This is a genomic window from Nocardioides jiangxiensis (genome assembly GCF_030580915.1).
GTDB lineage: Bacteria > Actinomycetota > Actinomycetes > Propionibacteriales > Nocardioidaceae > Nocardioides > Nocardioides jiangxiensis.
On record NZ_JAUQTA010000001.1, the window covers coordinates 942,178 to 965,372 of the forward strand.

Annotated in this window: 27 protein-coding genes; 14 read left to right on the forward strand and 13 right to left on the reverse strand. The window is 70.5% G+C overall.

What is annotated here, in order from left to right; all coding sequences use genetic code 11:
• The first annotated feature begins 63 nt into the window (after positions 1 to 63).
• The 3 genes from Q5722_RS04670 to Q5722_RS04680 all read left to right on the forward strand — a co-directional run bounded on the left by Q5722_RS04670 (position 64) and on the right by Q5722_RS04680 (position 1,372).
• Positions 64 to 255 carry an antitoxin gene (locus Q5722_RS04670; protein ID WP_305027047.1) on the forward strand — a complete coding sequence of 64 codons (192 nt, stop codon included), beginning with the start codon at positions 64 to 66 and terminating at the stop codon, positions 253 to 255.
• Positions 256 to 457: 202 nt separating this feature from the next.
• Positions 458 to 883 carry a hypothetical protein gene (locus Q5722_RS04675; protein ID WP_305027048.1) on the forward strand — a complete coding sequence of 142 codons (426 nt, stop codon included), beginning with the start codon at positions 458 to 460 and terminating at the stop codon, positions 881 to 883.
• 30 nt (positions 884 to 913) lie between these two features.
• Positions 914 to 1,372 carry an NUDIX domain-containing protein gene (locus tag Q5722_RS04680; RefSeq protein WP_305027049.1) on the forward strand — a complete coding sequence of 153 codons (459 nt, stop codon included), beginning with the start codon at positions 914 to 916 and terminating at the stop codon, positions 1,370 to 1,372.
• On the opposite strand, the gene Q5722_RS04685 is transcribed toward Q5722_RS04680, so the two are convergent.
• On the reverse strand, positions 1,369 to 2,040 hold the full coding sequence (locus Q5722_RS04685; RefSeq protein WP_305027050.1) for a hypothetical protein: 672 nt from the start codon (positions 2,038 to 2,040) through the stop codon (positions 1,369 to 1,371). The two genes, Q5722_RS04680 and Q5722_RS04685, sit on opposite strands and share 4 nt — an antisense overlap.
• A gap of 49 nt (positions 2,041 to 2,089) precedes the next feature.
• On the opposite strand from Q5722_RS04685, the gene Q5722_RS04690 reads away from it, so the two are divergent.
• Together Q5722_RS04690 and Q5722_RS04695 are read left to right on the forward strand one after the other, a co-directional pair.
• Positions 2,090 to 2,248: a hypothetical protein gene (locus tag Q5722_RS04690; RefSeq protein ID WP_305027051.1), complete on the forward strand. Its 159-nt coding sequence runs from the start codon at positions 2,090 to 2,092 to the stop codon at positions 2,246 to 2,248.
• Between the two features lie 101 nt (positions 2,249 to 2,349).
• The gene (locus Q5722_RS04695; protein WP_305027052.1) at positions 2,350 to 2,475 is read left to right on the forward strand and encodes a hypothetical protein; all 126 of its coding nucleotides are present in this window, start codon (positions 2,350 to 2,352) and stop codon (positions 2,473 to 2,475) included.
• 69 nt (positions 2,476 to 2,544) lie between these two features.
• Here the strand turns inward: Q5722_RS04695 and Q5722_RS04700 are convergent, their stop codons facing one another.
• From Q5722_RS04700 to miaB, 3 genes are all read right to left on the reverse strand, one after another.
• Positions 2,545 to 3,231, reverse strand: coding sequence for a hypothetical protein (locus Q5722_RS04700; RefSeq protein WP_305027053.1), 687 nt, complete (start codon positions 3,229 to 3,231; stop codon positions 2,545 to 2,547).
• A gap of 129 nt (positions 3,232 to 3,360) precedes the next feature.
• Positions 3,361 to 3,555, reverse strand: a complete 195-nt coding sequence (locus tag Q5722_RS04705) for a hypothetical protein (RefSeq protein WP_305027054.1) — start codon at positions 3,553 to 3,555, stop codon at positions 3,361 to 3,363.
• Between the two features lie 135 nt (positions 3,556 to 3,690).
• Positions 3,691 to 5,196 carry a tRNA (N6-isopentenyl adenosine(37)-C2)-methylthiotransferase MiaB gene (gene miaB, locus Q5722_RS04710; protein ID WP_305027055.1) on the reverse strand — a complete coding sequence of 502 codons (1,506 nt, stop codon included), beginning with the start codon at positions 5,194 to 5,196 and terminating at the stop codon, positions 3,691 to 3,693.
• Between the two features lie 150 nt (positions 5,197 to 5,346).
• Here miaB and Q5722_RS04715 point away from each other — a divergent pair, with 150 nt between their 5' ends.
• The 4 genes from Q5722_RS04715 to Q5722_RS04730 all read left to right on the forward strand — a co-directional run bounded on the left by Q5722_RS04715 (position 5,347) and on the right by Q5722_RS04730 (position 8,620).
• Entirely contained in the window at positions 5,347 to 6,123 is a 777-nt protein-coding gene (locus tag Q5722_RS04715; RefSeq protein WP_305027056.1) for an amino acid ABC transporter ATP-binding protein, read from the forward strand.
• 22 nt (positions 6,124 to 6,145) lie between these two features.
• Positions 6,146 to 7,024, forward strand: a complete 879-nt coding sequence (locus Q5722_RS04720; RefSeq protein ID WP_305027057.1) for a glutamate ABC transporter substrate-binding protein — start codon at positions 6,146 to 6,148, stop codon at positions 7,022 to 7,024.
• A 67-nt stretch (positions 7,025 to 7,091) separates the two neighbouring features.
• Complete coding sequence (locus Q5722_RS04725) at positions 7,092 to 7,775, forward strand: amino acid ABC transporter permease (protein ID WP_305027058.1); 684 nt, start codon at positions 7,092 to 7,094, stop codon at positions 7,773 to 7,775.
• Positions 7,772 to 8,620 (forward strand): amino acid ABC transporter permease, encoded by an 849-nt coding sequence (locus Q5722_RS04730; protein WP_305027059.1) that lies wholly within the window; start codon positions 7,772 to 7,774, stop codon positions 8,618 to 8,620. Before Q5722_RS04725 ends, Q5722_RS04730 begins: the two co-directional genes overlap by 4 nt.
• A 69-nt stretch (positions 8,621 to 8,689) precedes the next feature.
• On the opposite strand, the gene Q5722_RS04735 is transcribed toward Q5722_RS04730, so the two are convergent.
• A complete protein-coding gene (locus tag Q5722_RS04735) occupies positions 8,690 to 9,028 on the reverse strand; it encodes a hypothetical protein (RefSeq protein ID WP_305027060.1) in 339 nt (112 codons plus the stop codon).
• Positions 9,029 to 9,093: 65 nt separating this feature from the next.
• The gene (locus Q5722_RS04740) at positions 9,094 to 9,555 is read right to left on the reverse strand and encodes a hotdog fold domain-containing protein (protein WP_305027061.1); all 462 of its coding nucleotides are present in this window, start codon (positions 9,553 to 9,555) and stop codon (positions 9,094 to 9,096) included.
• Positions 9,556 to 9,710: 155 nt separating this feature from the next.
• Here Q5722_RS04740 and Q5722_RS04745 point away from each other — a divergent pair, with 155 nt between their 5' ends.
• Together Q5722_RS04745 and Q5722_RS04750 are read left to right on the forward strand one after the other, a co-directional pair.
• Positions 9,711 to 10,667, forward strand: a complete 957-nt coding sequence (locus Q5722_RS04745; protein ID WP_305027062.1) for an acyl-CoA desaturase — start codon at positions 9,711 to 9,713, stop codon at positions 10,665 to 10,667.
• A gap of 58 nt (positions 10,668 to 10,725) precedes the next feature.
• Complete coding sequence (locus tag Q5722_RS04750) at positions 10,726 to 11,211, forward strand: MarR family winged helix-turn-helix transcriptional regulator (protein ID WP_305027063.1); 486 nt, start codon at positions 10,726 to 10,728, stop codon at positions 11,209 to 11,211.
• Positions 11,212 to 11,225: 14 nt separating this feature from the next.
• Here the strand turns inward: Q5722_RS04750 and Q5722_RS04755 are convergent, their stop codons facing one another.
• The 7 genes from Q5722_RS04755 to rsmI all read right to left on the reverse strand — a co-directional run bounded on the left by Q5722_RS04755 (position 11,226) and on the right by rsmI (position 18,882).
• Positions 11,226 to 13,022, reverse strand: a complete 1,797-nt coding sequence (locus Q5722_RS04755; protein ID WP_305027064.1) for an ABC-F family ATP-binding cassette domain-containing protein — start codon at positions 13,020 to 13,022, stop codon at positions 11,226 to 11,228.
• A 12-nt stretch (positions 13,023 to 13,034) separates the two neighbouring features.
• Positions 13,035 to 13,949 carry a 4-(cytidine 5'-diphospho)-2-C-methyl-D-erythritol kinase gene (locus Q5722_RS04760; RefSeq protein ID WP_305027065.1) on the reverse strand — a complete coding sequence of 305 codons (915 nt, stop codon included), beginning with the start codon at positions 13,947 to 13,949 and terminating at the stop codon, positions 13,035 to 13,037.
• The gene (gene rsmA / locus Q5722_RS04765) at positions 13,942 to 14,844 is read right to left on the reverse strand and encodes a 16S rRNA (adenine(1518)-N(6)/adenine(1519)-N(6))-dimethyltransferase RsmA (RefSeq protein WP_305027066.1); all 903 of its coding nucleotides are present in this window, start codon (positions 14,842 to 14,844) and stop codon (positions 13,942 to 13,944) included. The genes Q5722_RS04760 and rsmA overlap by 8 nt, the downstream gene beginning before the upstream one ends.
• 47 nt (positions 14,845 to 14,891) lie before the next feature.
• Positions 14,892 to 16,007 (reverse strand): resuscitation-promoting factor, encoded by a 1,116-nt coding sequence (locus Q5722_RS04770; RefSeq protein WP_305027067.1) that lies wholly within the window; start codon positions 16,005 to 16,007, stop codon positions 14,892 to 14,894.
• A 284-nt stretch (positions 16,008 to 16,291) separates the two neighbouring features.
• On the reverse strand, positions 16,292 to 17,182 hold the full coding sequence (locus Q5722_RS04775; protein WP_305027068.1) for a TatD family hydrolase: 891 nt from the start codon (positions 17,180 to 17,182) through the stop codon (positions 16,292 to 16,294).
• Complete coding sequence (locus Q5722_RS04780) at positions 17,175 to 18,008, reverse strand: alpha/beta fold hydrolase (RefSeq protein WP_305027069.1); 834 nt, start codon at positions 18,006 to 18,008, stop codon at positions 17,175 to 17,177. The genes Q5722_RS04775 and Q5722_RS04780 overlap by 8 nt, the downstream gene beginning before the upstream one ends.
• Positions 18,009 to 18,045: 37 nt before the next feature.
• Positions 18,046 to 18,882, reverse strand: coding sequence for a 16S rRNA (cytidine(1402)-2'-O)-methyltransferase (gene rsmI, locus Q5722_RS04785; protein WP_305027070.1), 837 nt, complete (start codon positions 18,880 to 18,882; stop codon positions 18,046 to 18,048).
• A gap of 55 nt (positions 18,883 to 18,937) precedes the next feature.
• Here rsmI and Q5722_RS04790 point away from each other — a divergent pair, with 55 nt between their 5' ends.
• From Q5722_RS04790 to Q5722_RS04800, 3 genes are all read left to right on the forward strand, one after another.
• Positions 18,938 to 20,584 carry a dolichyl-phosphate-mannose--protein mannosyltransferase gene (locus tag Q5722_RS04790; protein WP_305027071.1) on the forward strand — a complete coding sequence of 549 codons (1,647 nt, stop codon included), beginning with the start codon at positions 18,938 to 18,940 and terminating at the stop codon, positions 20,582 to 20,584.
• A gap of 70 nt (positions 20,585 to 20,654) precedes the next feature.
• The gene (locus Q5722_RS04795) at positions 20,655 to 21,344 is read left to right on the forward strand and encodes a hypothetical protein (protein WP_305027072.1); all 690 of its coding nucleotides are present in this window, start codon (positions 20,655 to 20,657) and stop codon (positions 21,342 to 21,344) included.
• Between the two features lie 190 nt (positions 21,345 to 21,534).
• Positions 21,535 to 23,115: a choice-of-anchor G family protein gene (locus tag Q5722_RS04800; protein ID WP_305027073.1), complete on the forward strand. Its 1,581-nt coding sequence runs from the start codon at positions 21,535 to 21,537 to the stop codon at positions 23,113 to 23,115.
• Positions 23,116 to 23,195: the final 80 nt, after the last annotated feature.

Sequence of the window (23,195 nt, forward strand, 5' to 3'; positions counted from 1 at the left end):
TTAGTGTTCCAAAAGCCACGGGGCCGCATCAGGCGGCGCCCACGTTCCTGAGGACGGCAGCACATGGGATTCAACCTCGACGACATCAAGGGCCAGGCCGAGAACGCCCTCTCCGAGCACGGCGACCAGGTCGGCGACGCGATCGACAAGGCGGTCGACTTCGTCGATGAGAAGACCGGCGGCAAGCTCGGCGACAAGGGCGACCTGATCGCCGACAAGGCCAAGGACGCCCTCGGCATCAACGACCAGGCCTGATCTCCGACAGGCTTCCCGGCGGCCCCGGACCAAGGTGGTCCGGGGCCGCCGTGGCGTTTCTCCGGCCCTGCGTCACCATCACCTGAAGGCTCCCTGAAATTGGAGACCGGTGGTTGACATTGTCGGTCGACCGGTTGTTTGAATGGCAGGGACGGCCGGGACCTACCCGGCCGCGGACCTCCATCTCGGGAGTGGTTCAACGATGTCCGACATCCAGAGCAACGCGTTCGACCAGGAGCAGGGCGAGTACGGCGAGCAGCAGTCCGCCGAGCAGGGCCAGTACGGCCAGGAGCAGTCCCAGCAGGGCGGCGCCGACCAGACGGACCAGTCCTACGGCGAGCAGTCGCAGGAGGCCGGCGGCTACGGGGAGCAGCCGTCGGCCGACCAGGGCGAGCAGGCGCCGTACAGCCAGGAGCAGGACGGCTTCGACGGTGCCGCACAGGATGCGTCCCCGCAGGGCGCCTTCGAGCAGGGCGCCTACGTGCAGGACGGCGAGGAGACCTACGGCGAGCAGCCGGCGGCCGACGAGGGTGACCAGGCCCAGTACGGGGACGAGGCGCCCGCCGAGTCGTCGTACGGCGAGCAGACCGGCGAGGCCCTGCAGCAGGCGGAGGGCCAGCAGTTCTGACGCACTGCGGACACCCCTAAGGTGGCGGGCATGACCGAGCGATTCGTGGTCGTGCCCGCCTCCTACGTCTACCTCCTGCGTCAAGGCGCCGCAGGCCCCGAGGTGCTGCTGCAGCTTCGCGGCGACGTCCCCTACATGGCCGGCCACTGGGCGGCCGCGGCCGCGGGCCACGTGGAGCGCGGGGAGACGGCGTACGACGCTGCCCGGCGCGAGGCGCTGGAGGAGCTCGCGATCACCGGGGTGGACCTGACGTTCGAGTTCGCGATGCAGCGCACCGCCAGCGGCGAGGCGATCGACGAGCGGATCGACTTCTTCTTCAGCGCCCGCTCGTGGCAGGGCGAGCCGACCGTCGTCGAGGCGGAGAAGTGCGCGGAGATCGGCTGGTTCCCGCTCGACGCGCTGCCGTCACCGATGGTGCCGCACGAGGCGCACGCGCTGGCGCACCTCGGCACCCCCGAGAAGTACCTGACGTTCGGCTTCGCCGGCTAGCGCCAGCGCTCGCGGGCCGACGGGACCCTGACGCCTTGCTGGTGCGGGCCGCCGACCAGGACCTCGTCACCGAAGGACCAGCCGTTGCGGACCGGCATGTAGGCACCCGACCAGAAGGTGCCCGGGTCGTACCAGTGCGCCTTGCGGTCGTTCTCGAGGATCCCCATGTCCTGGAGGACCATCGCCACGATCTCCGAGCAGAACGCAGCCGACGGCCGGATCGGTCGTCCGCGATGGCGCCGCGGGGCGTAGCCGTCGCGGCCCTTGAACCAGCGGGCGCCGGCCCGGAACATCGACGGGAACGGCACCCCCACGAGCCGGTCGACGGCCGCCAGGGCGGCGTCCTCCTGCGCGGCGCCGACGTCGGGCTGCAGCTGACGGAGCCAGACCTCCTGGCGGTAGTGGTCACGCCAGCGCGTGACGGCGCCGGCCAGGTCGTGCAGCTGGACGCCGCGATGGTTGCCACCGGTCCAGAGGTCCTGCTGCTTGCGGCTCCGCTCGGCGTGGAGCAGCAGCGGCGGGAGGTCCTCGATCACGATCGCCACACCGACGTGGTTGACGGGCGCGTTGGAGATCGTCCGGATCGCGCGGTCGGCGATCGTCCTGCCGCGGAAGAGGAGGAGATCACCCGTGCGCGCAGCCTCGGCGGCTTCGTGGATCTCCAGCATGGGAGCAGTCTGCCGTGCGGCCTCCGCCGGCCTGCCCTAGGGTGACGCCGTGACGTGGTGGAAGTTCGTCGGGCTGGCCGGCTTCTTCGGCACTCCCGAGGGCGCTGCCGCCGTCCGGCGCGCGCCTCGCCCACGTGGCGACTACACGCCGGCCGAGGTCACGGCCCGGCTGCACGAGCGCCTCGCGGAGTCCCGGGCGCAGGGCTGAGGCGTCTCCCCTTCGCGGGCCCCGTGCGCGACGCGACCGCACGCCTGGAGCCCTTCCGGCGCCTGCCCTTGCGCGGGACACTGGACGCGAGAGGAGACACCATGAACCCCACCGATCACCTGCCTGACGTGCACCACGACACCGAGCTCGAGATGGCCGAGGAGTCGAAGCCGGCGATCCAGGCCGAGCACGGTCCCGGGCTGGCGCCGATGATGGACGTGGAGTAGGCCCACCGGCCCCAGCGGAGACTTTTCGTCAGCATGTGACGAAAAGTCTCCGCCCAAGCGTCAGTCCCCTCACGCCGCACTGTCGCCGCGCAGGCGCAGCCCCTCGGGACAGCGCGGGCAACAACGGAACGGGCCCTGCCAGCCGCGGCTGCGATAGAGCCGGGCCAGCTTGATCGCCGTGACACACGGTCGGACGACGGCCTGTCCCCAGCCCAGCCTGACCGTCGTCTGCTCACCAACCGCCGCGTCGAGGTCCCGCTCGAAGTCCGTGTCACGATCGGCCGAGGTCGAGTGGCCCAGCCGTCCGTCGAGCTCGATGAGGAGCCGGAACGCCGGCAGCGCCGCGTCGCGGTAGACGACACGGGCAACCTCCGACGACAGCGACAGACCGCTCGTCACGTCGCGAACCTGCCGCAGGGCGCGCGGCAGCCCGTGCGCGCGCTCGACGTTGCGCAGGAACTCGATCTCGAGCACCGAAGCCGCACCCGACGCGGCATCGGACAGGACGCCGACGATGAGTTCTCGCCTCCGCAGGCGCGTCCGGTCCTCGGTCACGGCGAGCAGTCGTTGCGGAGTCGTACGTCGAGATCGGACCACCTCGCTCAGGATGCCCATCGCGGACAGGTCCGAGGCAGCGCCGGCTGCCGCGTCGATCGCCGCATGCTCGACGCGGACGCGTGGCGGCGAGAGGTTGGCCTGCACCAGCGCTACCCAGTCGTCACGCCGCTCGATGAGGATGCCCTCCTGCTCACGCACCCGCCTGTGCCCGGGGACGGCCACCCTGATGGGTGCAGCGTCATCGTGGTCCCGACGCCCCGGGCCATCGGCCACTCGAAGCGCGGAGGCTCCCGAGAGCGCAGCAGGCTGGGCGTACAGCACCGCCGCTCACGCGCGTTGGCGCCAGGTCCGCACGCCGGTGTGGTCGAGATAGACACCGGGGTGCAGTGTCACCCACTCGCGGCGGCGCAGACGCCGGCGGATCGTCGCGTCCGACTCGCCCGGCAGGAGCAGCACCTGCGCGCGGGCGACGACACCGTCGTGCAGGTCGAGAAGGTCCTCGAGCGGACTCAGCATCACCATGGGGTGACGATCCGTCGTCGGCGAGGGAGCCGCCACCGTCCACGGGCAGGCCTGTGGAGAGACAGCGGAGACTTCCGATCACATGCTGACGAGGAGTCTCCGTTGTCTGCTGCGTCCAGGTCCAGCGGGGAGAGGTCAGCTGCAGCCGGTCACCGGCGGCAGCGGTGCGGGTACGCCGACCGACGGCATGCCGAGACCGACACCGGGCGTCACCTCGGCCGGGGCGCCGTTGCGGCGGTCCCACGCGTCACCCGAGCGGGTACGCCGCAGCGCCAGGATGTCGCCGTCGGCCTCCAGGTAGTGCGGGGCACCCCGCGTGATGGTCACGGTGACCATGTCGCCCGGGCGGATCGCGCCCCGACCGTCGTCGAGCGCGGCCGGCACCGTGCCGTTGAAGTGCACGAGGCGGTTGTCGGGCGCGCGGCCCGACATGCGGCCGGTCGAGTCGTCGCGGCGTCCCTCGCCCGCGGCGACCATGATCTCGAGGGTGCGGCCTTCCTGGGCCTGGTTCTCCTCGAGGCCGATCCGCGTCTGGAGAGCGGTGAGGCGCTGGTAGCGGTCGGCGATCAGCGCGGGGTCGACCGACGGCAGGTCCGCTGCGGGAGTGCCGGGGCGCTTGGAGTACTGGAACGTGAAGGCGCCGGAGAAGCGCGACTCCTCGACGACCTTCAGGGTCTCGAGGAAGTCCTCCTCGGTCTCGCCGGGGAAGCCGACGATGATGTCGGTGGTGATGGCGGCGTCCGGGATGGCGGCGCGCACCTTCGCGATGATGTCGAGGAACTTCTGCTGGCGGTACGACCGCCGCATCTCCTTCAGCAGGCGCGAGGAGCCCGACTGCAGCGGCATGTGCAGCGACGGCATCACGTTGGGCGTCTCGGCCATCGCCTCGATGACGTCGTCGGTGAACTCCGCCGGGTGCGGCGAGGTGAAGCGCACCCGCTCGAGGCCCTCGATCTCGCCGCACGCGCGCAGCAGCTTGGAGAACGCCTGGCGGTCGCCGAACTCGACGCCGTACGCGTTGACGTTCTGGCCCAGGAGGGTCACCTCGGACACGCCCTCGGCGACGAGGGCCTCGATCTCGGCGAGGATCTCGCCGGGACGGCGGTCCTTCTCCTTGCCGCGCAGCGACGGGACGATGCAGAACGTGCAGGTGTTGTTGCACCCGACCGAGATCGAGACCCACGCGGCGTACGCCGAGTCGCGCTTGGTCGGCAGCGTGGAGGGGAAGACCTCGAGCGACTCGAGGATCTCGACCTGCGCCTCCTCCTGGACCCGCGCGCGCTCGAGGAGCGCCGGCAGCGAGCCGATGTTGTGGGTGCCGAAGACGACGTCGACCCACGGAGCCTTCTTGACGACCGTGTCGCGGTCCTTCTGCGCCATGCAGCCGCCGACGGCGATCTGCATGCCGGGCTTCTTCGCCTTGATCGGGGCGAGGTGGCCGAGGTTGCCGTACAGCTTGTTGTCGGCGTTCTCGCGGACCGCGCAGGTGTTGAAGACGACGACGTCCGCCTGCTCCCCCTCGGCGACCGGCACGTAGCCGGCGTCGACGAGCAGACCACCGAGACGCTCGGAGTCGTGGACGTTCATCTGGCAGCCGTACGTCTTGACCTCGTACGTGCGCGGGGAAGAAACCTCAGTCATGGCCGTCCAAGCGTACGGCGCAGCGGGGTGCCGCCCGAATCCGACGATGGGGACGAAGCCAGCAGGGGAGGTCACAGTTCGATAGCAGTCGCCTGGAAAGCATCACTCGCCTGTGGTCTGGACCACATGCGCAGGGCTAGGTTCCCAGACATGACAGCGCTCAGCTCGGAGGCGCCGGCGGCCGCTCAGGGCGAGCCGCTCGTCGTCCTCGACCACGTGGAGAAGTGGTACGGCGACCTGCACGTGCTGCAGGACGTCAACCTCAGCATCAAGCGCGGCGAGGTGGTCGTCGTGATCGGGCCGTCCGGCTCGGGCAAGTCGACCCTGTGTCGCACGATCAACCGTCTCGAGACGATCGGCAGCGGCACGATCACCCTCGACGGACGTGCCCTGCCCCAGGAGGGCAAGGCGCTGGCCCAGCTGCGGGCCGAGGTCGGCATGGTCTTCCAGAGCTTCAACCTCTTCGCCCACAAGACGATCCTCGAGAACGTCATGCTCGGCCCCGTCAAGGTGCGCAAGATGGCGAAGGCGGAGGCGGAGAAGATCGCGACCGAGCTGCTCGACCGCGTCGGCCTCGCCAAGCACGCCTCGAAGTACCCCTCGCAGCTCTCCGGCGGCCAGCAGCAGCGGGTGGCGATCGCCCGCGCGCTCGCCATGGAGCCGAAGGTGATGCTCTTCGACGAGCCGACCTCCGCACTCGACCCCGAGATGATCAAGGAGGTCCTCGACGTCATGGTCGACCTCGCCGGGCGGGGCATGACGATGGTGGTGGTCACCCACGAGATGGGCTTCGCCCGCACCGCCGCCGACCGGGTCGTCTTCATGGCCGACGGGCAGATCGTCGAGGAGGGCACTCCCGAGGAGTTCTTCACCCACGCGAAGTCCGAGCGCGCCCGCGACTTCCTCGGCCACATCCTCAAGCACTGACCACCAGAGAAGGGACAAGCAGATGCACCTCATGAAGACCAAGGCGGTGCTGGCCGCCTGCGGCCTCGCGCTCAGCATGGCCGCCTGTGGCAACGCCGGAGGCGGGGGCACCGGCAAGGACCTGGCGGGCAAGGACGTGAGCTGCGGCGACTTCACCGGCCGCGTCGCGGAGATCTGCAAGGCGGGCAAGATCACCATCGGCGTGAAGTTCGACCAGCCCGGCCTGGGCTTCAAGAGCGCCACCGCCGACGAGCCGGAGGGCTTCGACGTCGAGGTGGCCAAGATCCTGGCGGCCGACCTCGGCATCGACAGCAAGGACGTGAAGTGGGTCGAGACGATCTCGGACAACCGTGAGCCCTTCCTGCAGGCGGGCAAGGTCGACCTGGTCCTCGCGTCGTACTCGATCACGCCCGAGCGGCGGAAGGTCGTCGGGCAGGCGGGGCCGTACATGGTGACGGGCCAGCAGCTCCTGGTGCCCGCCGACAGCACCGTGAAGGACATCGCGGACCTCAAGGGCAAGGAGGTCTGCTCGGTCACCGGATCGACCTCGATCGACAAGATCAACGAGAAGGGCGCCAAGGGCGTCGGCTTCGAGAGCTACTCCGAGTGCGTCCAGAAGGTCCTCGACGGCACCGTGGAGGCCATGTCGACCGACGGCACGATCCTCGCTGGCTTCGCCGCGCAGAACGAGGGCCAGCTGAAGGTCGTCGGCGACCCCTTCTCCGAGGAGCGCATCGGCGTCGGCTACAGCAAGGACGCCCCGGAGATGTGCACGTTCATCACCGACTCGCTGAAGAAGGCGTTCGACGACGGCACGTGGGCCAAGGCGTTCGAGGACACCCTGGGGCCCTCGGGTGTGAAGACCCCCGACGCCCCCATGCTCGACACCTGCCAGTCCTGACCCCGAGACCGGGCGGCCTGCTCGCCGAGCGGGCCGCCCGGCTCCCGTCCACCCCAGGAGGTGACCGGTGGACTTCCTGACCAGCGGCTACGACGCCTACCTGGAGAGCTTCTTCTACACGCTGATGCTCTTCCTCGTCTCCGGCGTCCTCTCGCTCGTGCTCGGCACGGTCCTGGTGGCCTGCCGCGTCGGCCCGGTCGCGGTCCTGCGGGTCGTCGGCGGGTGGTACGTCACGATCGTGCGGAGCACGCCGCTCGTGGTCGTCTTCGCCCTCTTCCAGTTCGCGGCTCCGATGTTGGGCATCCGCTTCGGATGGGTGCAGGTGCACATCGGCACCTTCGACTTCACCTCGTTCTTCGCGGTCGCGGTGGTCTCCCTGACGCTCTACACCTCGACGTTCGTCTGCGAGGCACTGCGCTCCGGGATCAACTCGGTGCCGCTGGGACAGGCCGAGGCGGCCCGGGCGATCGGGCTCACCTTCGGCGGCACGATGTCGCAGGTGATCCTGCCGCAGGCGTTCCGGGCCTCGGTGCCGCCGTTGGCCAGTGCCCTCATCGCCCTGATCAAGAACACCTCGGTCGCCTACATCTTCGGCGTGGGCGAGGCCGTCGCCCAGATGCGGATCATGACCAACAACTACGCCTCGGAGCGTCCCGCCATCTTCCTCACGTACGCCGCGGGCTACATCGTGATCGTCTTCGTCTTCTCCTTCTTCGCCAACCGCCTCGAGAAGCACTGGAGGACCGCATGAGCGCGAGCGTCCTCTTCGACTCCCCCGGGCCGCGCACACGGGCCCGCCACCGCATCTACTCCGTGCTCGCGGCCCTCCTGCTCCTCCTCGCAGCAGCGTGGGTGATCAAGGGGCTCGACGAGCACGGTCAGTTCGCCTACGCGAAGTGGGAGGCGTTCGTGACGCCCTCCTACGTGCAGGCGCTGCTGGTCGACGGCCTGCTGAAGACGCTCGAGATGGCGGTCCTCGCGATCGCCGGCGCCGTCCTCCTCGGTGCGGCCCTCGGGCTCGGCAAGCTCTCCGAGCGCCGCTGGATCCGGTGGCCTGCGGCCGCGATCGTGGAGTTCTTCCGCGCGACGCCCGTGCTGCTGCTGATGATCTTCATCTGGTACCGCCTCGGCATCAACGAGGACAGCTCGGGCTTCCTGGCCGTCGTCCTCGCCCTCACGCTCTACAACGGGTCCGTCCTCGCGGAGGTGCTCCGCGCCGGCATCAACGCCGTCCCGAAGGGCCAGTCGGAGGCGGCGTACGCGATCGGCATGCGCAAGTCGCAGGTGATGTCGATCGTGGTCGTCCCGCAGGCCGTGAAGATCATGTTCCCCGCGATCATCGCCCAGTGCATCGTCGCGCTGAAGGACACCGCCCTCGGCACGGCCGTCCTCGCCCCCGGCCTGATGTACGTCGGCAAGGCGATCTACAACGAGCAGCACAACCAGGTGCCGACCGTGCTCGTGGTGGCGCTCCTCTACGTGACGGTCAACCTCCTGCTGCTGTGGCTCGCGACCTGGGCGCAGAAGAAGTACGTCGGCGAGAAGAAGCTCGTCGTCCCGATGGTGGGTGCCGCGGCGCCGGGCCGCCCCGCCTGACCGGCACACCCGCAGACGCAGCGAGGGCCGCGGAGCACTGCTCCGCGGCCCTCGCCGTACGTCAGGAGATCAGGACGTGAAGCCCTTGACCTTCTCGATCAGGCCTCCGGCGACGCCCTTGGCCTGGGCGGTGGCCTCCTCGGCGAAGGTCTTCGCCTTGGCGGTGGCCTCCTCGGCCAGAGTCTTCGCCTTGGCGAAGTTCTCCTCGGCCTGGGTCTTCGCCTTGCCGTAGGCCTCCTCGGCCTTGGCCTTGGCGACCTCGGCCGCCTCCTTCGCCTGGGCGAGGGCGGCGTCAGCCTGGGACTTGGCCTGGGCCAGCGCGGCGTCGGCCTGCGCCTTGGCCTTCGCCAGCGCCTCCTCGGCCTGCTGACGCGCCTTGTCTGCGGCGTTCGGGGTGGTCTCGCTCATGAGTTCCTCCTCGGGAACGGGAAACGGATACGCGCCTAGTGAAGCGGGGTCGCGTTACGAGCGGATTACTTCTTCTTGCTGCTGATCCACAGCTTGATGACGCCCTCGAAGCACACCGTGCCCGCCGTCGTGACGGCCTTCACGCGGACGTCGAGGTCGCCGTCGTTCTGCCACTGCTCGGGGTCGGTCTCGGCGATCACGGTGATGTCCGAGTCGGCCTTCGCGGTGTAGGCGATCGACATGCCCTTGGGGATCCAGCGCTTGTCGGAGGGCACGGTCACCTCGGCGAGGGCGCCCATGGCCATCTCCGCGCCGTTGCACAGTGCGATCGCGTGGACGGTGCCGATGTGGTTCTGCACCGAACGCCGCTTGGGCAGCTGCAGCTCGGCGTAGTTGGGACGCAGCTCCGTGACGGTCGCGTGGATCGTCGCGAAGTACGGCGCCTTCTGGGAGTACAGCGTCGAGAAGATCTTCTTGCCCATGGGCAGACCGTTGGTCTTGGCCCAGAGGGTTCCAAGTGCGCTCATGACGTGATTATTACCCGCCGGTAACCAACTTTGCATCACCCGTGAAGGGTTGTCTCGGACACATTGTCCACCTGTCTCCGTCACACGGGCCCGGGTTACCCTGACCACGCCGAGACGCCTCCCGGCGTACCCGACTGAGACACCCTGGAGACTCCGTGTCCCTCGCGACCGAGATCGACGACCTGCCCGCCAGCGCTACCCGCGGCGGCGAGACCCAGGGATGGGCCGAGCGCCTCGCCCTCACCCTGTTCATCGCGATCCCGCTGCTGGCGCTCGCCGTTGCGATCCCGGTTGCCTGGGGTGGCTGGCTGAGCTGGGTCGACGTGGCGATCGCGCTGCCGATGTACTTCCTGACCCTGCACGGCATCACCGTCGGCTACCACCGGCTCTTCACGCACAAGTCGTTCAAGCCCAACCGCGCCGTCAAGATCGCGCTGGCCGTCCTCGGCTCGATGGCGGTCGAGGGCCCGGTCGTGCGCTGGGTCGCCGACCACCGCAAGCACCACAAGTTCTCCGACCGCGACGGCGACCCGCACTCCCCCTGGAAGTACGGCGAGAGCCTCGGCGGCCTCGCCAAGGGCCTGTGGTGGGCACACATCGGCTGGCTCTTCGACGCCGAGCAGACCCCGCAGCGGCAGTACGCCCCCGACCTCATGAAGGACCGCGACATCGTCTGGATCTCCCGCAACTTCTGGGCGTTCACCGCGATCTCGCTCGCGATCCCGCCGGTGCTCGGCGGCCTTCTCACCTGGTCGTGGCAGGGCGCCGTGACGGCGTTCTTCTGGGGCACCGTCGTCCGGGTCGGCCTGCTGCACCACATGACCTGGGCGATCAACTCGATCTGCCACGCCGTCGGCGACCGCCCGTTCGTCTCGCGCGACCGGTCGGCCAACATCTGGTGGCTGGCGATCCCGTCGGGCGGTGAGTCCTGGCACAACCTGCACCACGCGGACCCGACCAGCGCCCGCCACGGCGTGCTGCGCGGCCAGCTCGACACGTCGGCCCGGACCATCTGGGTGCTGCAGAAGCTCGGCTGGGTCAGCGACGTGCGGTGGCCCTCGCGCGAGCGCATCGAGTCCAAGCTGGTGAAGAACCAGCCCGTCGCGGCCTGACGCACTCTCTCGACGTCAAGATTCTCGATCGCCCTCGGCATCTGGCAGGATGCTGACCATGCGGGACGAGGTCGACGAGCTGGTCGAGGCGTGGCAGCGCGAGCGTGCCGACCTCGACCTGACGCCCGTCGAGGTCTTCAGCCGCATCGGCCGCCTGGCCCGCCGCCTGGACCTGGCGCGACGTACGGCGTTCGCTGACCACGCGATCGAGTCCTGGGAGTTCGACGTCCTGGCCGCGCTCCGTCGAGCCGGCGGCGACTACGAGCTCTCCCCCGGCCGACTGATCCGGGAGACGCTGGTGACCAGCGGCACCATGACCAACCGCGTCGACCGCCTCGCGGCGCGTGGCCTGGTGGAGCGGCTGCCCGACCCCAACGACCGACGCGGCGTCCTCGTGCGCCTGACCCCGGAGGGCCGCGAGGCCGTCGACGGCGCGTTCGAGGCGCTCGTCGCCGCGGAGGCAGAGCTCCTCTCCGACCTGCCGGCCAAGGACAACAAGCAGCTCGCGACGCTCCTGCGGGCGCTCATGCAGCGCCTGGTCTGAGTCGCTCGCGAGCGTCAGCCGAGGATCTCGGCGGCCTCCAGCCACTCCAGCTCGAGCTCGTCAGCCTGGTCCTGCAGGGCGCCGAGCTCGGCAGCGAGCGCGCCGAGGCGGGCGTAGTCGTCGGCAGAGGCAGCCATCTCGGCCTCGAGGCGCCCCTTCTCGGCCGCGATCTTCGCCAGCTGCTTGTCGACGCGCTGCAGCACCTTCCGCGCCTCGCGCTCCTCCGCGCCGCCGGCACGTGCCTTGGCAGCCGCGGGGGCAGGATCAGCTGCCGACGAGGTGTTCGCGGCAGCGGCGGGCGCGTACGGCGCGGCGCGCAGCCCCGCCTCGCGCCGCTCGAGGTACTCCTCGATGCCGCGCGGCAGGTGCCGGATCTGGCCGTCGCCCATGAGGCCCCAGACCGTGTCGGTGACGCGCTCGAGGAAGTAGCGGTCGTGGGAGACCACGATCAGGGTGCCCGGCCAGCCGTCGAGGAAGTCCTCGAGGACGTTCAGCGTCTCGATGTCGAGGTCGTTGGTCGGCTCGTCCAGCAGCAGCACGTTGGGCTCGTCCAGCAGGGCACGCAGCAGCTCGAAGCGCCGTCGCTCGCCGCCCGACAGGTCGGCCACGCGCGCGGTCAGGCGGTCGCCGGTGAAGCCGAACCGCTCGAGCATGGACGTCGCCGAGATCTCGCCGTCTGCGGTCCGGGTCACCCGACGGACCCCCTCCACCGTGCCCAGCACGCGGGCGTCGGGCGGCAGGTCGTCGCGGGCGGACTGCGCGAGCTGGCGCAGCGCGATCGTCTTGCCGCGCTTCACCCGGCCGGCAGACGGCTCGAGCTCACCGGCGATCAGCCTGAGCACCGAGGACTTGCCCGCGCCGTTGACACCGACGATGCCGACGCGGTCGCCGGGGCCCAGTCGCCACGTCGCGTGCGAGAGCAGTGTCTTGTCACCCCGCACCAGGTCGACGTCCTCGAGGTCGACGACGTCCTTGCCGAGGCGCTGGGTGGCGAACTTCTGCAGCTCGAAGCGGTCGCGGGGAGGCGGCACGTCCTCGATCAGCTGGTTGGCCGCGTCGATGCGGAACTTGGGCTTCGACGTCCGGGCCGGAGCGCCGCGGCGCAGCCAGGCGAGCTCCTTCTTCATCAGGTTCTGCCGGCGCGCCTCGGTCACCGACGCCTGCCGGGCGCGCTCCGCCTTCGCCAGCACGTACGCCGCATAGCCGCCGTCGAAGGCGTCGACCTGCCCGTCGTGGACCTCCCACGTGGTCTCCACGACCTCGTCGAGGAACCAGCGGTCGTGGGTGACGACGATCAGGGCCGACGAGCGCTGCCGTATGTGCCGGGCCAGCCATGCGACGGCCTCGACGTCGAGGTGGTTGGTCGGCTCGTCGAGGACGATCAGGTCCCACTCGTCGAGCAGCAGCGCGGCGAGCGAGCAGCGGCGGCGCTCGCCACCGGAGAGGCCGTCGACGACCCGGTCGAGGTCGAGACCCGCGAGGAGCACCTCGACGATCTCCCGGGTCGAGGTCTCGGCGGCCCACTCGTGGTCGGCCTTGCCGCGCAGCACCGCCTCGCGGACGGTGTGGTCGTCGTGCAGGGCGTCGCCCTGGTGCAGGTAGCCGATGAGCAGGCCACGGTTCATCGCCACGCGACCGGTGTCGGGCTCCTCCAGGCCGGTCATCACCTCGAGCAGGGTGGTCTTGCCCCCGCCGTTGCGGCCGACGATGCCGACCCGCTCCCCCACGGCGATGCCGAGGGAGACCTCGGTCAGCAGCGGGCGGATGCCGTAGGACTTCGAGACCTTCTCGAGGCTGATCAGGTTGGCCATGTGGATCGGACCTCAGATTCCGTGAACGACGTGGGCGCCGGCGACGGGGCCGTTGGCGACGAGTGCGCTGCGCCCGTCCTCCTGGAGTACGCCGGCGAGCGCGCGGGCCTCGTCGGGGCCGGCGCAGAGGAAGACGACGGTAGGGCCGGAGCCGCTGACCAGGCCGCGGAGCGCACCACTGGCCTCGCCCAGGGCGATCAGCTCGCCCAGGTCGGGACGCAGGTCCACCGCCGGCGCCTGCAGGTCGTTGTGCAGGGCCTCCGCCAGCGCATGCACGTCGCCGGCGGCCAGCGCCTCCACGACGGCGGTCGCCGGAGCGGGCACGGGCGACGCCGCGGGCGCGAGCCCGTCGTAGTGGCGGTAGACGGCGGGGGTCGAGAGACCACCGGAGGTCGACGGCACGACGACCCACCAGAGGACCGCGTCGCCGGCGGGCAGCGGCTCCACGACCTCGCCGCGGCCCGTGCCGAGCGCATGGCCGCCGTGGAGCGCGAACGGCACGTCCGAGCCGAGGTCGGCGGCGATGCGGAGCAGGTCGTCGTCGGAGGTCTGCAGGTCGAGGAGCCGGTCCAGGGCGACGAGCGCCGCCGCCGCGTCGGCCGACCCGCCGGCGAGGCCGCCGGCGACCGGGATGCCCTTCACGATCCGGACGGCTGCCACGACGTCACGACCGTGCAGGTCGGCGAGCGCCCGGGCAGCGGCCGCGACGATGTTGGAGTCGTCCAGCGGCACACCGTCGGCGTCGACGTAGGCGGCCGCGTCGAGCGAGAGCGACCAGGCGGTGGCAGGGGTGGCGACCACGTCGTCGTACAGGCCGACGGAGGTGTAGACGGTCTCCAGCGGGTGGAACCCGTCGTCACGGGGGCCGCCCACACCCAGGTGCAGGTTGATCTTCGCGGGTGCCCGGACGGTGACGCGGTCAGTCATCCGACGCCTTCGCGGAGTTGCGGGTCGCGACGATGCCCGGCAGGCCCTCCGCGATCCGGATGAAGTCCTCGATGACCAGCGCCTCGCCACGCGCCAGCGGGTCGATGCCCGCGGCAGCCAGCGCCGCGTCGATCTCCTCCGCGCTGCCGACGACGCCACGCAGGGCCCCACGCAGCGCCTTGCGCCGTTGCGCGAACGCCGCGTCGACCACGGCGAAGACCTGCTCGCGCGTCGCGGTGGTCGCAGGCGGCTCGCGCCGGGTCCACGCCACCAGGCCGGAGTCGACGTTGGGAGCGGGCCAGAAGACGTTGCGGCCGATCGCCCCCGCGCGGCGTACGTCGGCGTACCAGGCCGCCTTGAGGGACGGGACGCCGTAGACCTTCGAGCCGGGCTTGGCGGCCAGGCGGTCGGCCACCTCGGCCTGCACCATGACCAGACCGCGCTCGAGGCTCGGCAGCAGCTGGAGCATGTGCAGCAGCACGGGCACGGAGACGTTGTAGGGCAGGTTGGCGACGAGCGCCGTGGGCGCCGGCCCGGGCACCTCGCGGACCCGCAGGGCGTCGGAGACGACGAGCCCGAAGTTCGCCGCCTGGTTGGGTGCGAACTCCTCGATCGTGCGGTGCAGGCGCGAGGCGAGCAGCTCGTCGATCTCGATCGCCGTCACGTGGCCGGCGACCTCGAGCAGGGCCAGGGTCAGCGAGCCGAGGCCGGGGCCGATCTCGACGACGACGTCGTCGGCCGTGATGCCGGACTCGCGCACGATGCGACGCACGGTGTTGGGGTCGATGACGAAGTTCTGGCCGCGCTGCTTGGTCGGACGGACGTCGAGCTCAGCCGCCAGTGCACGAACCTCCGCCGGCCCGAGGAGACGGGGGCCGGCGGAGGTGTCAGTCATGCGGTGAAGCGTAGTGGGCCGCTGCGGCCCACGACGAAGCGCGGCTGTCAGCCGGCGTAGCCACAGCCCCACGGCGCGAGGCCGGCGGAGTGGTAGTAGTTCATCGCGACCGCGATCTGCTCCTCGCGGGTGGCGAGGTCGGCACGCGGGGCGTACTTGCCGCCGCCCCAGGCCAGCCACGAGTCGTAGGAGAACTGCAGGCCGCCGTAGTAGCCGTTGCCGGTGTTGATGTGCCAGTTGCCACCCGACTCGCACTGGGCGATGGCGTCCCAGTTCGGGCCGCCGGAGTACGACGGGACGGCTGCGGCCTTGGTGCCGACCTTCTCGACCTGGTCCTTCGGGGTGTCGAGGACGTCCTGGGTGACGACCTTCTTCGAGAAGAGCTCGCCGTTGTGGAACTCGAGGCGGTAGGTCACGTTGCGCATGCCGTTGACGCCCGGGGTGGTCACCTTGGTCTCACCCTCGTACATCGAGCTGTCCTCGTGCTTGACCGTGTCGAAGGGCATGACCTCGCCCTTGATGCTCTTGGTCACGACGCGGACCTTGATCACCGAGATCTTCATGCCCTCCTCGAGGACACGGTCCAGCTTGGGCTTCACGATGTCGTTGTCGTCGACCTTGACCGACAGCTGGTCGAGCACGTCGGCGACGGTCGCGCCGGCCAGCTCGTACTTCTTGCGCTCGCCGTCGCCGACCTTCACCGAGAACTTCTTCGGGGTGGCGACGGTGAGCTCCATGCCGGTACGCGGGATGTCCGCACCACGGCTGGCGGAGAGGTCCGCGCCCAGGTAGCGGTGGCCGATCTCCGCGAGCGCGTCGGCGACGTTGGTGGAGTGGACCCAGCGGGTCTCCTCCTTGCCGTCGACGGTCAGGTCGAGCGGACGACCGAACTTGACGGTGATGCGTGCACCGTCGGCAACCTGCTCGTCCAGACCGGGAGCGACGATGTCGTGCTCACCGACCTTGATGCCCTCACCAGCGAGCACGTCGTCGACCGTGCCGCTCATCGTGTGGATCGTCTCGGTCCGACCGTCCAGGGAGAGGGTCATCTGACGCGAGAGGGAGGCGTATCCGACGGCGGTGCCGACGACGGCGACCACGGCGGCGGCCACGAGGGCGATGAGCAGGTGCTTGCTGTTGCTGATCAGCGCGAGGGGGCGCACAGGTCTCCAGACGTTGAAGAGTCCGGTCCTCGGGAGCGCTCCGCCTGACCCGAGTTCAGAGCTGCGGAGCGCGGGGGTGGGCCGTGTGGGCCCGGCCCGATACCGGCCATCGCTGACGACCCTAACCGCCAGCAGGGGCCAATTGCTAACTGTTGCAAGCAGCGTCACACCGGGGTGTGGCAGGGGTCACGGACATACCGGGACATCCGCCCCACGGGTCACATGCGCCCCGAACCAGTCGGCGTCGACCTGTCGAAGGTCACGTCCACCGCCCCCGGGACGGGTCACCAGGAGCCGTAGACCGCCCCCGTGTTGGCGTCCACCGCGGCACACAGCTCGCCCAGGTCGTCCCCGCGCGCCTCGGCCATCACCCTCATCGTCAGCGGCACCAGGTACGACGCGTTGGGACGCCCGCGGTACGGCGTCGGGGTGAGGAACGGGGCGTCGGTCTCGACCAGGATCCGGTCCCGCGGGGTGACGCGCAGGGCGTCGCGGAGACCTTCGGCGTTCTTGAAGGTGACGGTGCCGGCGAAGGACAGGTGAGCGCCGCGGTCCAGGCACGCCTTCGCGAAGTCGGCGTCGCCGGAGAAGCAGTGCATCACCCAGCGCTCGGGCGCTCCCTCGCTGTCGAGCACGCGCAGCACGGCGTCGTGGGCCTCGCGGTCGTGGATCATCAGCGCCTTGCCGTGGCGCTTCGCGATGTCGATGTGCCGCCGGAACGACTCCTCCTGCGCAGCCAGTCCGTCCCCGGACGTACGGAAGAAGTCCAGGCCGGTCTCACCGATGCAGCGGACCCGCTCGTGGTCGCGCGCGAGCGCCTCGATGCCGGCCAGGTGCTCCTCGAGCAGGCCTGCCTCGGCCAGCCGGGGGACCTCGTTGGGGTGCAGCGCGACCGCGGCGAGCACGCGCTCCTGGGTGGAGGCGAGCTCGGCGGACCACTGCGAGCCGGCGAGGTCCACCCCGACCTGCACGATGCGCCCCACGCCGACGGCGTCACCGGCGGCGAGGGCGTCGCCGGGCGCGATCCAGTCGTCGCCGTCGGCGATGTCGAGGTGGCAGTGGTTGTCCACCACCGGGTGCGGGAGCGGCTCCGGGGCCGGCGGACGCTCGCGGTTGCGCCTCTGCCCGGACTTCTCCTCGGTCGCGGAGCGCTGGCGCAGGGGCTGGTCACTCACCGCGGACACGCTCCAGGATCGCGTCGGCCAGGGGCTTCGGGGCCTCGGTCGGGACCCAGTGGGAGACGCCGGTGAGCTCCACGAAGTGGTAGGGCCCGGTGACGTAGCGCTCGCAGAGCTCGGCGGCGTGACGACCGATGTAGAGGTCGGCGTCGGACCAGACGAACGTCGTCGGGGTGACGACCGGGATCGAGGCGTCGCGCGGGTCGTTGAACGGCAGCTGGCGGTACCAGTTGAGCGCGGTGCGCAGCGCACCGTCCTCGACCACCTCGGAACGGAAGCGGGCGTACTGCTCCTCGCTCATGCCGCCGGCGCGGATCCACTTCACGAACGGCGCGGTGCCAACCAGGTGCTCGGGCAGCCACGGGAGCTGGAAGGCGCCCATGTACCAGGACTTCGCACCCTGCCGGGAGGTGAGCATCGCCTTCGTCATCGCACCGAGATGAGGCACGGACACCGCCGTCAGCGTCCGCACCGCGTCGGGGTGGTACTGCGTGGTCGCCCAGGCCGCCGCCGCTCCCCAGTCGTGGCCCACCAGGTGCGCGGAGCCGCCGACGGCGTCGATCAGCGCGCGGGCGTCGCCGGCGACCTTGCGCATCGTGTAGGCGCGGCGGCTCGTCGGCCGGGCACCCCGCGACAGGCCGCGCTGGTCCGGAGCGAACGTCCGGTAGCCGGCGTCGTTGAGCAGGCGCGCGACGGCGTTCCACGAGTTGCCGCGCTCGGGGAAGCCGTGCAGGAGCACGATCGGCTCGCCGTCCAGCGGACCGGAGTCGATGACGTCGAAGGTGAGGCCGTCGTTGGTGAACTGCGTGAGCCGCTCGGTCATGGAGCCCACGCTAGGGCATGCCCGGAACCGCCCCGGGTCAACCGCGGTGGACCGCGTCGTACACCTCACGCTTGGGTACGCCGGCCCGGCGGGCGACCTCGAGGATCGCGTCCTTGCGCGTCACGCCCTCGGCCTCGATCTCCGCCACCAGGTCACGCCAGACGGCGGGATCCGCCTCGACGCTCGCACCGCCGGGAGCTCCCTGGACGACGAGCGTGATCTCGCCACGCACCTCCCCCTCGGCCCACGCGACCAGGTCGGCCAGCGGCCCGCGGATGACCTCCTCGTAGGTCTTGGTCAGCTCGCGGCAGACCGCGGCGGGCCGATCGCCGCCGAACGCCTCCGCGAGCGCCGCGAGCACCGCGCCCGTGCGGTGCGGGGCTTCGAAGAAGACCATCGTGCGCTCCTCCCGTGCCAGCGAGGCGAGGCGGCGCGACCGCTCCCCCGCCTTGCGGGGCAGGAACCCCTCGAAGCAGAACCGGTCGACGGGCAGCCCGCTGACGGCGAGCGCGGTGAGGACGGCCGACGGCCCGGGCACCGCGGTCACGTGCACGCCCTGCTCGACCGCGGCGGCCACGAGCCGGTAGCCGGGGTCGGAGACGGACGGCATGCCGGCATCGGTCACGAGCAGCACACGCTGTCCGGCGAGGAGCCGCTCGAGCAGCTGGGGCGTACGGCCCGACTCGTTGCCCTCGAAGTAGGAGAGCACCCGGGCCCCGGTCTCGACGCCGAGGTCGTGGAGCAGGCGGCGCAGGCGACGGGTGTCCTCGGCGGCGATGACGTCCGCGGCCACCAGCTCCGTCGCGAGGCGCGGGGGCGCGTCCTCCACCCGGCCGATGGGCGTCGCGGCGAGGACGAGGGTGCCGGAAGTCATGGGGAGATCATCGCAGCCGGCCTCCGCACACGAGGCGCCCGACTAGGGTGACGCCGTGCCCACGCCGTTCCCCTCCGCCGCCGAGCGCGGCCGCCACGCGTCGTACCCCGAGGGGCGCCTGGCCGGGTGGGCAGCGAGCCTGGGCGTCTTCGCACTGGCGCTCTTCCTGCGCCTGTGGCACCTCGGCACCCCCCGCGAGTTCGCCTTCGACGAGACGTACTACGCCAAGGACGCCTGGTCGATGCTCCACTTCGGCTACGCGCGCAACTACGCCGACGGAGCCGACGCGAAGATCCTCGCCGGGCACACGATGGACCAGTTCTCCAGCGGCCCCGAGATGGTCGTGCACCCCGACGTGGGCAAGTGGCTGATCGCGCTGGGCGAGAAGGCGTTCGGCATGGACCCCTTCGGCTGGCGGGTCGCCTCGGCGGTCGTCGGGTCGCTGATGGTGCTGGTGATGGTCCGCCTGGCCCGGCGCCTGACCGGCTCCACCCTGCTCGGCGTCCTGGCCGGCCTGCTGCTCTGCTTCGACGGCATGCAGCTGGTGCTCTCGCGGCTGGCGCTGCTGGACATCTTCCTGGCGTTCTTCCTGCTGCTCGCCGTCCACTGCGTGGTGGCCGACCGGCAGTGGTTCCGCGCGCGGGTGATGGCCGCGGGCCGGATGCGCGTGCTGTTCCGCCCCTGGCTGCTCGCTGCGGGGGTCAGCTTCGGTCTCGCCTGCGGCACCAAGTGGACCGCCGTCTGGCCGCTCGCGGCGTTCGGCCTGCTGGTCTGGGTCTGGTCGGCCGGCGCACGACGCGCCACCGGTACGCGGCTGGCGCTGCTGAAGTCGGCGTTCCTCGACGGCATCGGCGCGTTCGTCCACCTGGTCGTGGTCGCCCTCGTCGTCTACGTCGCGAGCTGGACCGGCTGGCTCGTCCACGCCCACACCTTCGAGGAGAACCTCTCCGCCACGCAATACCACCGCTACGTCAGCTGGGACGGCACCTGCACCGGCGAGGGCGACAAGGCCGAGCTCAAGGACGTGCGGTACGACGACAGCCGCGTCTGGTCGACCGCGAAGGCGAAGGACGCCTCGGGGCTGGGCGAGGTCGCCCAGTCCCTTCACTCGCTGTGGCTCTACCACCAGGACGTCTACCGCTTCCACACGACGTTCCTGAACTGCAGCACCCACACCTACGCCTCCGACCCGGGCGGCTGGATCCTGATGAGCCGACCCGTCTCGGCCTCGGTCACCAACGACATCAAGCCCGGCACACACGGGTGCGACGCGGCAGCCGACAGCCACTGCATCCGCGAGGTGCTGATCCTGGGCAACCCCGTGCTCTGGTGGGCCGGCGCACTCGCGCTGATCGGCTCGGTGATCCTCTGGGCCGGCCGGCGCGACTGGCGGCACGGGATCGCGGTCGTCGGCGTCGCCTCGACCTGGCTGCCGTGGCAGCTGAACGACGCCCGACCGATCTTCAGCTTCTACGCGTCGGCGTTCACGCCGTTCCTGGTCCTCTCGCTCGTCCTGCTGCTGGGCGAGCTGCTCGGGCCCGACCGCGGCCCCTCCCGGCGGCGTACGACGGGGACCATCGTGGGCGGCACCTTCCTCGTGCTCGTGATCGCCGCCTTCGCGTGGTTCTGGCCGGTCCTGACCGGCGACCTGCTGACGCTTCGCGAGTGGCAGGCCCGCATGTGGTTCAGCAGATGGATCTGAGCCGCACGGCCCCGCGCAAGGGTCCTGCATAGCGGCCTACGCACAGCCCGCGATGCCCTATGGTCGGCCCATGGAGCACGCGGAGCAGTTTCCCTACGAGGAGTTCGGCCGGCGCTTCTTCGCGCTCGCCGTCACCGAGGAGCGGATCCTCGCCGGCGTCAACACCCTGGCCGGCCAGCCGATCGACGTCGGACCGCTCGGAGTCGGCCCGGGCAAGCTCGCGAAGGTCACCGCGAAGGGCCAGATCGGGGCCGCGACCGCCCGCCCGATCGCCGGCGACGCGATCGCCTACCGGGTGACGCTGCCGGTCGAGCTCACCTTCGAGGTCCACCTCCAGCTGGACCGTCACCGCTTCCAGGCCGAGCTCGAGGTGCCGCTGATCCTCACCGCGCTGGCGATCGAGGAGCTCAAGATCTTCATCGACGTCGCGCCGCCGCTGCCCAACCAGGTCCGCGTGAAGCTGCGGGCAGAGGGCCTGCGGGCATCGCTGCTCAACCGCGTCGTCGGTGTCGACACCGAGCTGCAGCGGTTCGTCGCCAAGTACGTCAAGCGTGAGCTCTCGAAGCCGGCCGTCCTCGCGGCGCGCACCATCGACGTCCTCAAGGCGGTCGAGTCCTCGTGGTCCTCGGTCGCGCCGCAGTCCTCCGTCGAGCCCGCCGCCATCGCAGCCGACCTCAGCGGAGCCCTCGAGCAGGAGATCCAGCACAGCGACCTGATCTCCGAGCTGACCGGCGAGTTCCAGCCTCCCGCCGAGGACTGAGCAGCACGGTCGACTAGCAGAAAACACACCGTCACGAGACCGGAATCGGAAAAGAACAATCCTTTTTCTTTTTCATTGACAGGTGGTCCAGACCGTCGATTGAGTTTCCCCGGACGTGGGGGAATTCGGGTCACCCAACCTGGCCGAATGCGTCCTTTTCTCATCCATGAATCGAGGAAAGGTAGAGCTGATGTTCCGTCGAGCTGAATGGGGCAGTTCTCAGGGCAGCAACCTCGGGCGGCGTACCCTCGCCGTCTGCGCCGTCACCATCACCACCTTCGCCTGCTCGGCCCTTCCGGCCGGAGCGGCGAGCGCCGACACCGAGGGCGACACGGCGCACGCCTCCGCCAGCGTCCTCGGCGACGGCAGCACCGCCGCCGGATACTCCGAGGCCACCTGGGACACCGACCCCGGGCCCAACAGCAGCGGTCCCGTGACGACGCTGCCCTTCAGTGACGTCATCGCCTTCGGCCAGGCCGGTGCCATGAAGTCGGTCTCCACCACGACCAGCCCGGTCGACGGCACCGCCATCTCGGGGCTGGTCGGCTCCGACGGCCAGGTCACCCTCGACTCGGCCGAGGGCGGCTTCGCCCCCGCCACGGTCGACCTGCTCGCCGCGATGCGCAAGGGCGGCGCCGACCTCTCCGACTCCCTCGTCGACCAGGCCCTGCTGCGCCTGGGCATCGGCGGCTCGCAGGTGGTCGCCCACGACGGCGTGATCCTCGACCAGGACGGCGTCGGCGGCCCCGGCCGGTACCGCGTCGGCCAGGCCGACCTCGAGCTGCACTCGCCGAAGATCGACGAGGCCGCTGCGATGATCTACGACGCGGTCGGGCGTGCGGACCGCCTCACCGAGGACACCGTCAACAAGATGCTGTCCCTGACCACGCTGACCAGCAAGCTGCCCGCGGGGGCCTCGCTGACCGCCCGCGTCCACTCCGACATGCAGGACCAGATCTTCCGCGACATCCTCGCCAAGCCGGTCACGACGAAGAACAAGGTGCTGACGGTCGACTTCTCCACCGGACGCGCCACCCTCCACCTCGACCAGCTCATGCACGGCGAGGAGTGGGTCGACGGCCCCCTGCTCCCGGGCCAGTACGTGCGCGAGGGGGACCTGACGGGCATCAACCGCCAGCAGCCCAACACCGAGATCATCGACGACGAGATCTACCCGATGATCGCCGAGACGATCCACGACCTGATCGACGAGGTCACCACGATCGCCGTCGGCGCGATCGACGGCGCCCTCGCCTCGGTGACCGTCGACTTCACCGCCACGCTCAAGTCCGCCCTCGGGACCGGCACGGCGACCTGGAGCACCAACCTGATGACCCCGCAGGTGAAGCCGGCCACCTGCGTCGCGACCGGCGTCGGCGGCCCGGTGATGTGCACCCTGCTGACCACGGCGATCAACACCGTGGTGGCGCCGCTGGCCAACCAGCTGCTCGTCCCGGTGCGCGACTTCCTGCTCGGCGACGACGGCGCCAACCTCTACGGGCTCGCGATCGCCGACCTGAAGACGGGCATGATCACCATCCCGGTCCGCGACGCGATCGACCCGTTCCTGCAGGCCCTCTCCCAGGTCGTCTCGCTGCAGGTCAACAGCCAGCGCCCGTCGTACTGCACGGCGAGTGACGGCACCCGCCGCCTCTCGGGCCTCAAGCTGTCGGCGTTCAGCATCGCGCTCGCCCGCAGCAGCTCCGGGCCGCGTGTCGGCCTCGGCAACTCGGGCGTGACCACACGCTGCGACGGCGTGCTGTCGCACTGAGCGGCGCGCAGGGGCCACGACCACATCGGTGGTGGTGGCCCCTGTGCATGTCCCCTGCCCGCCCCGCCCCCTAAGGTCAG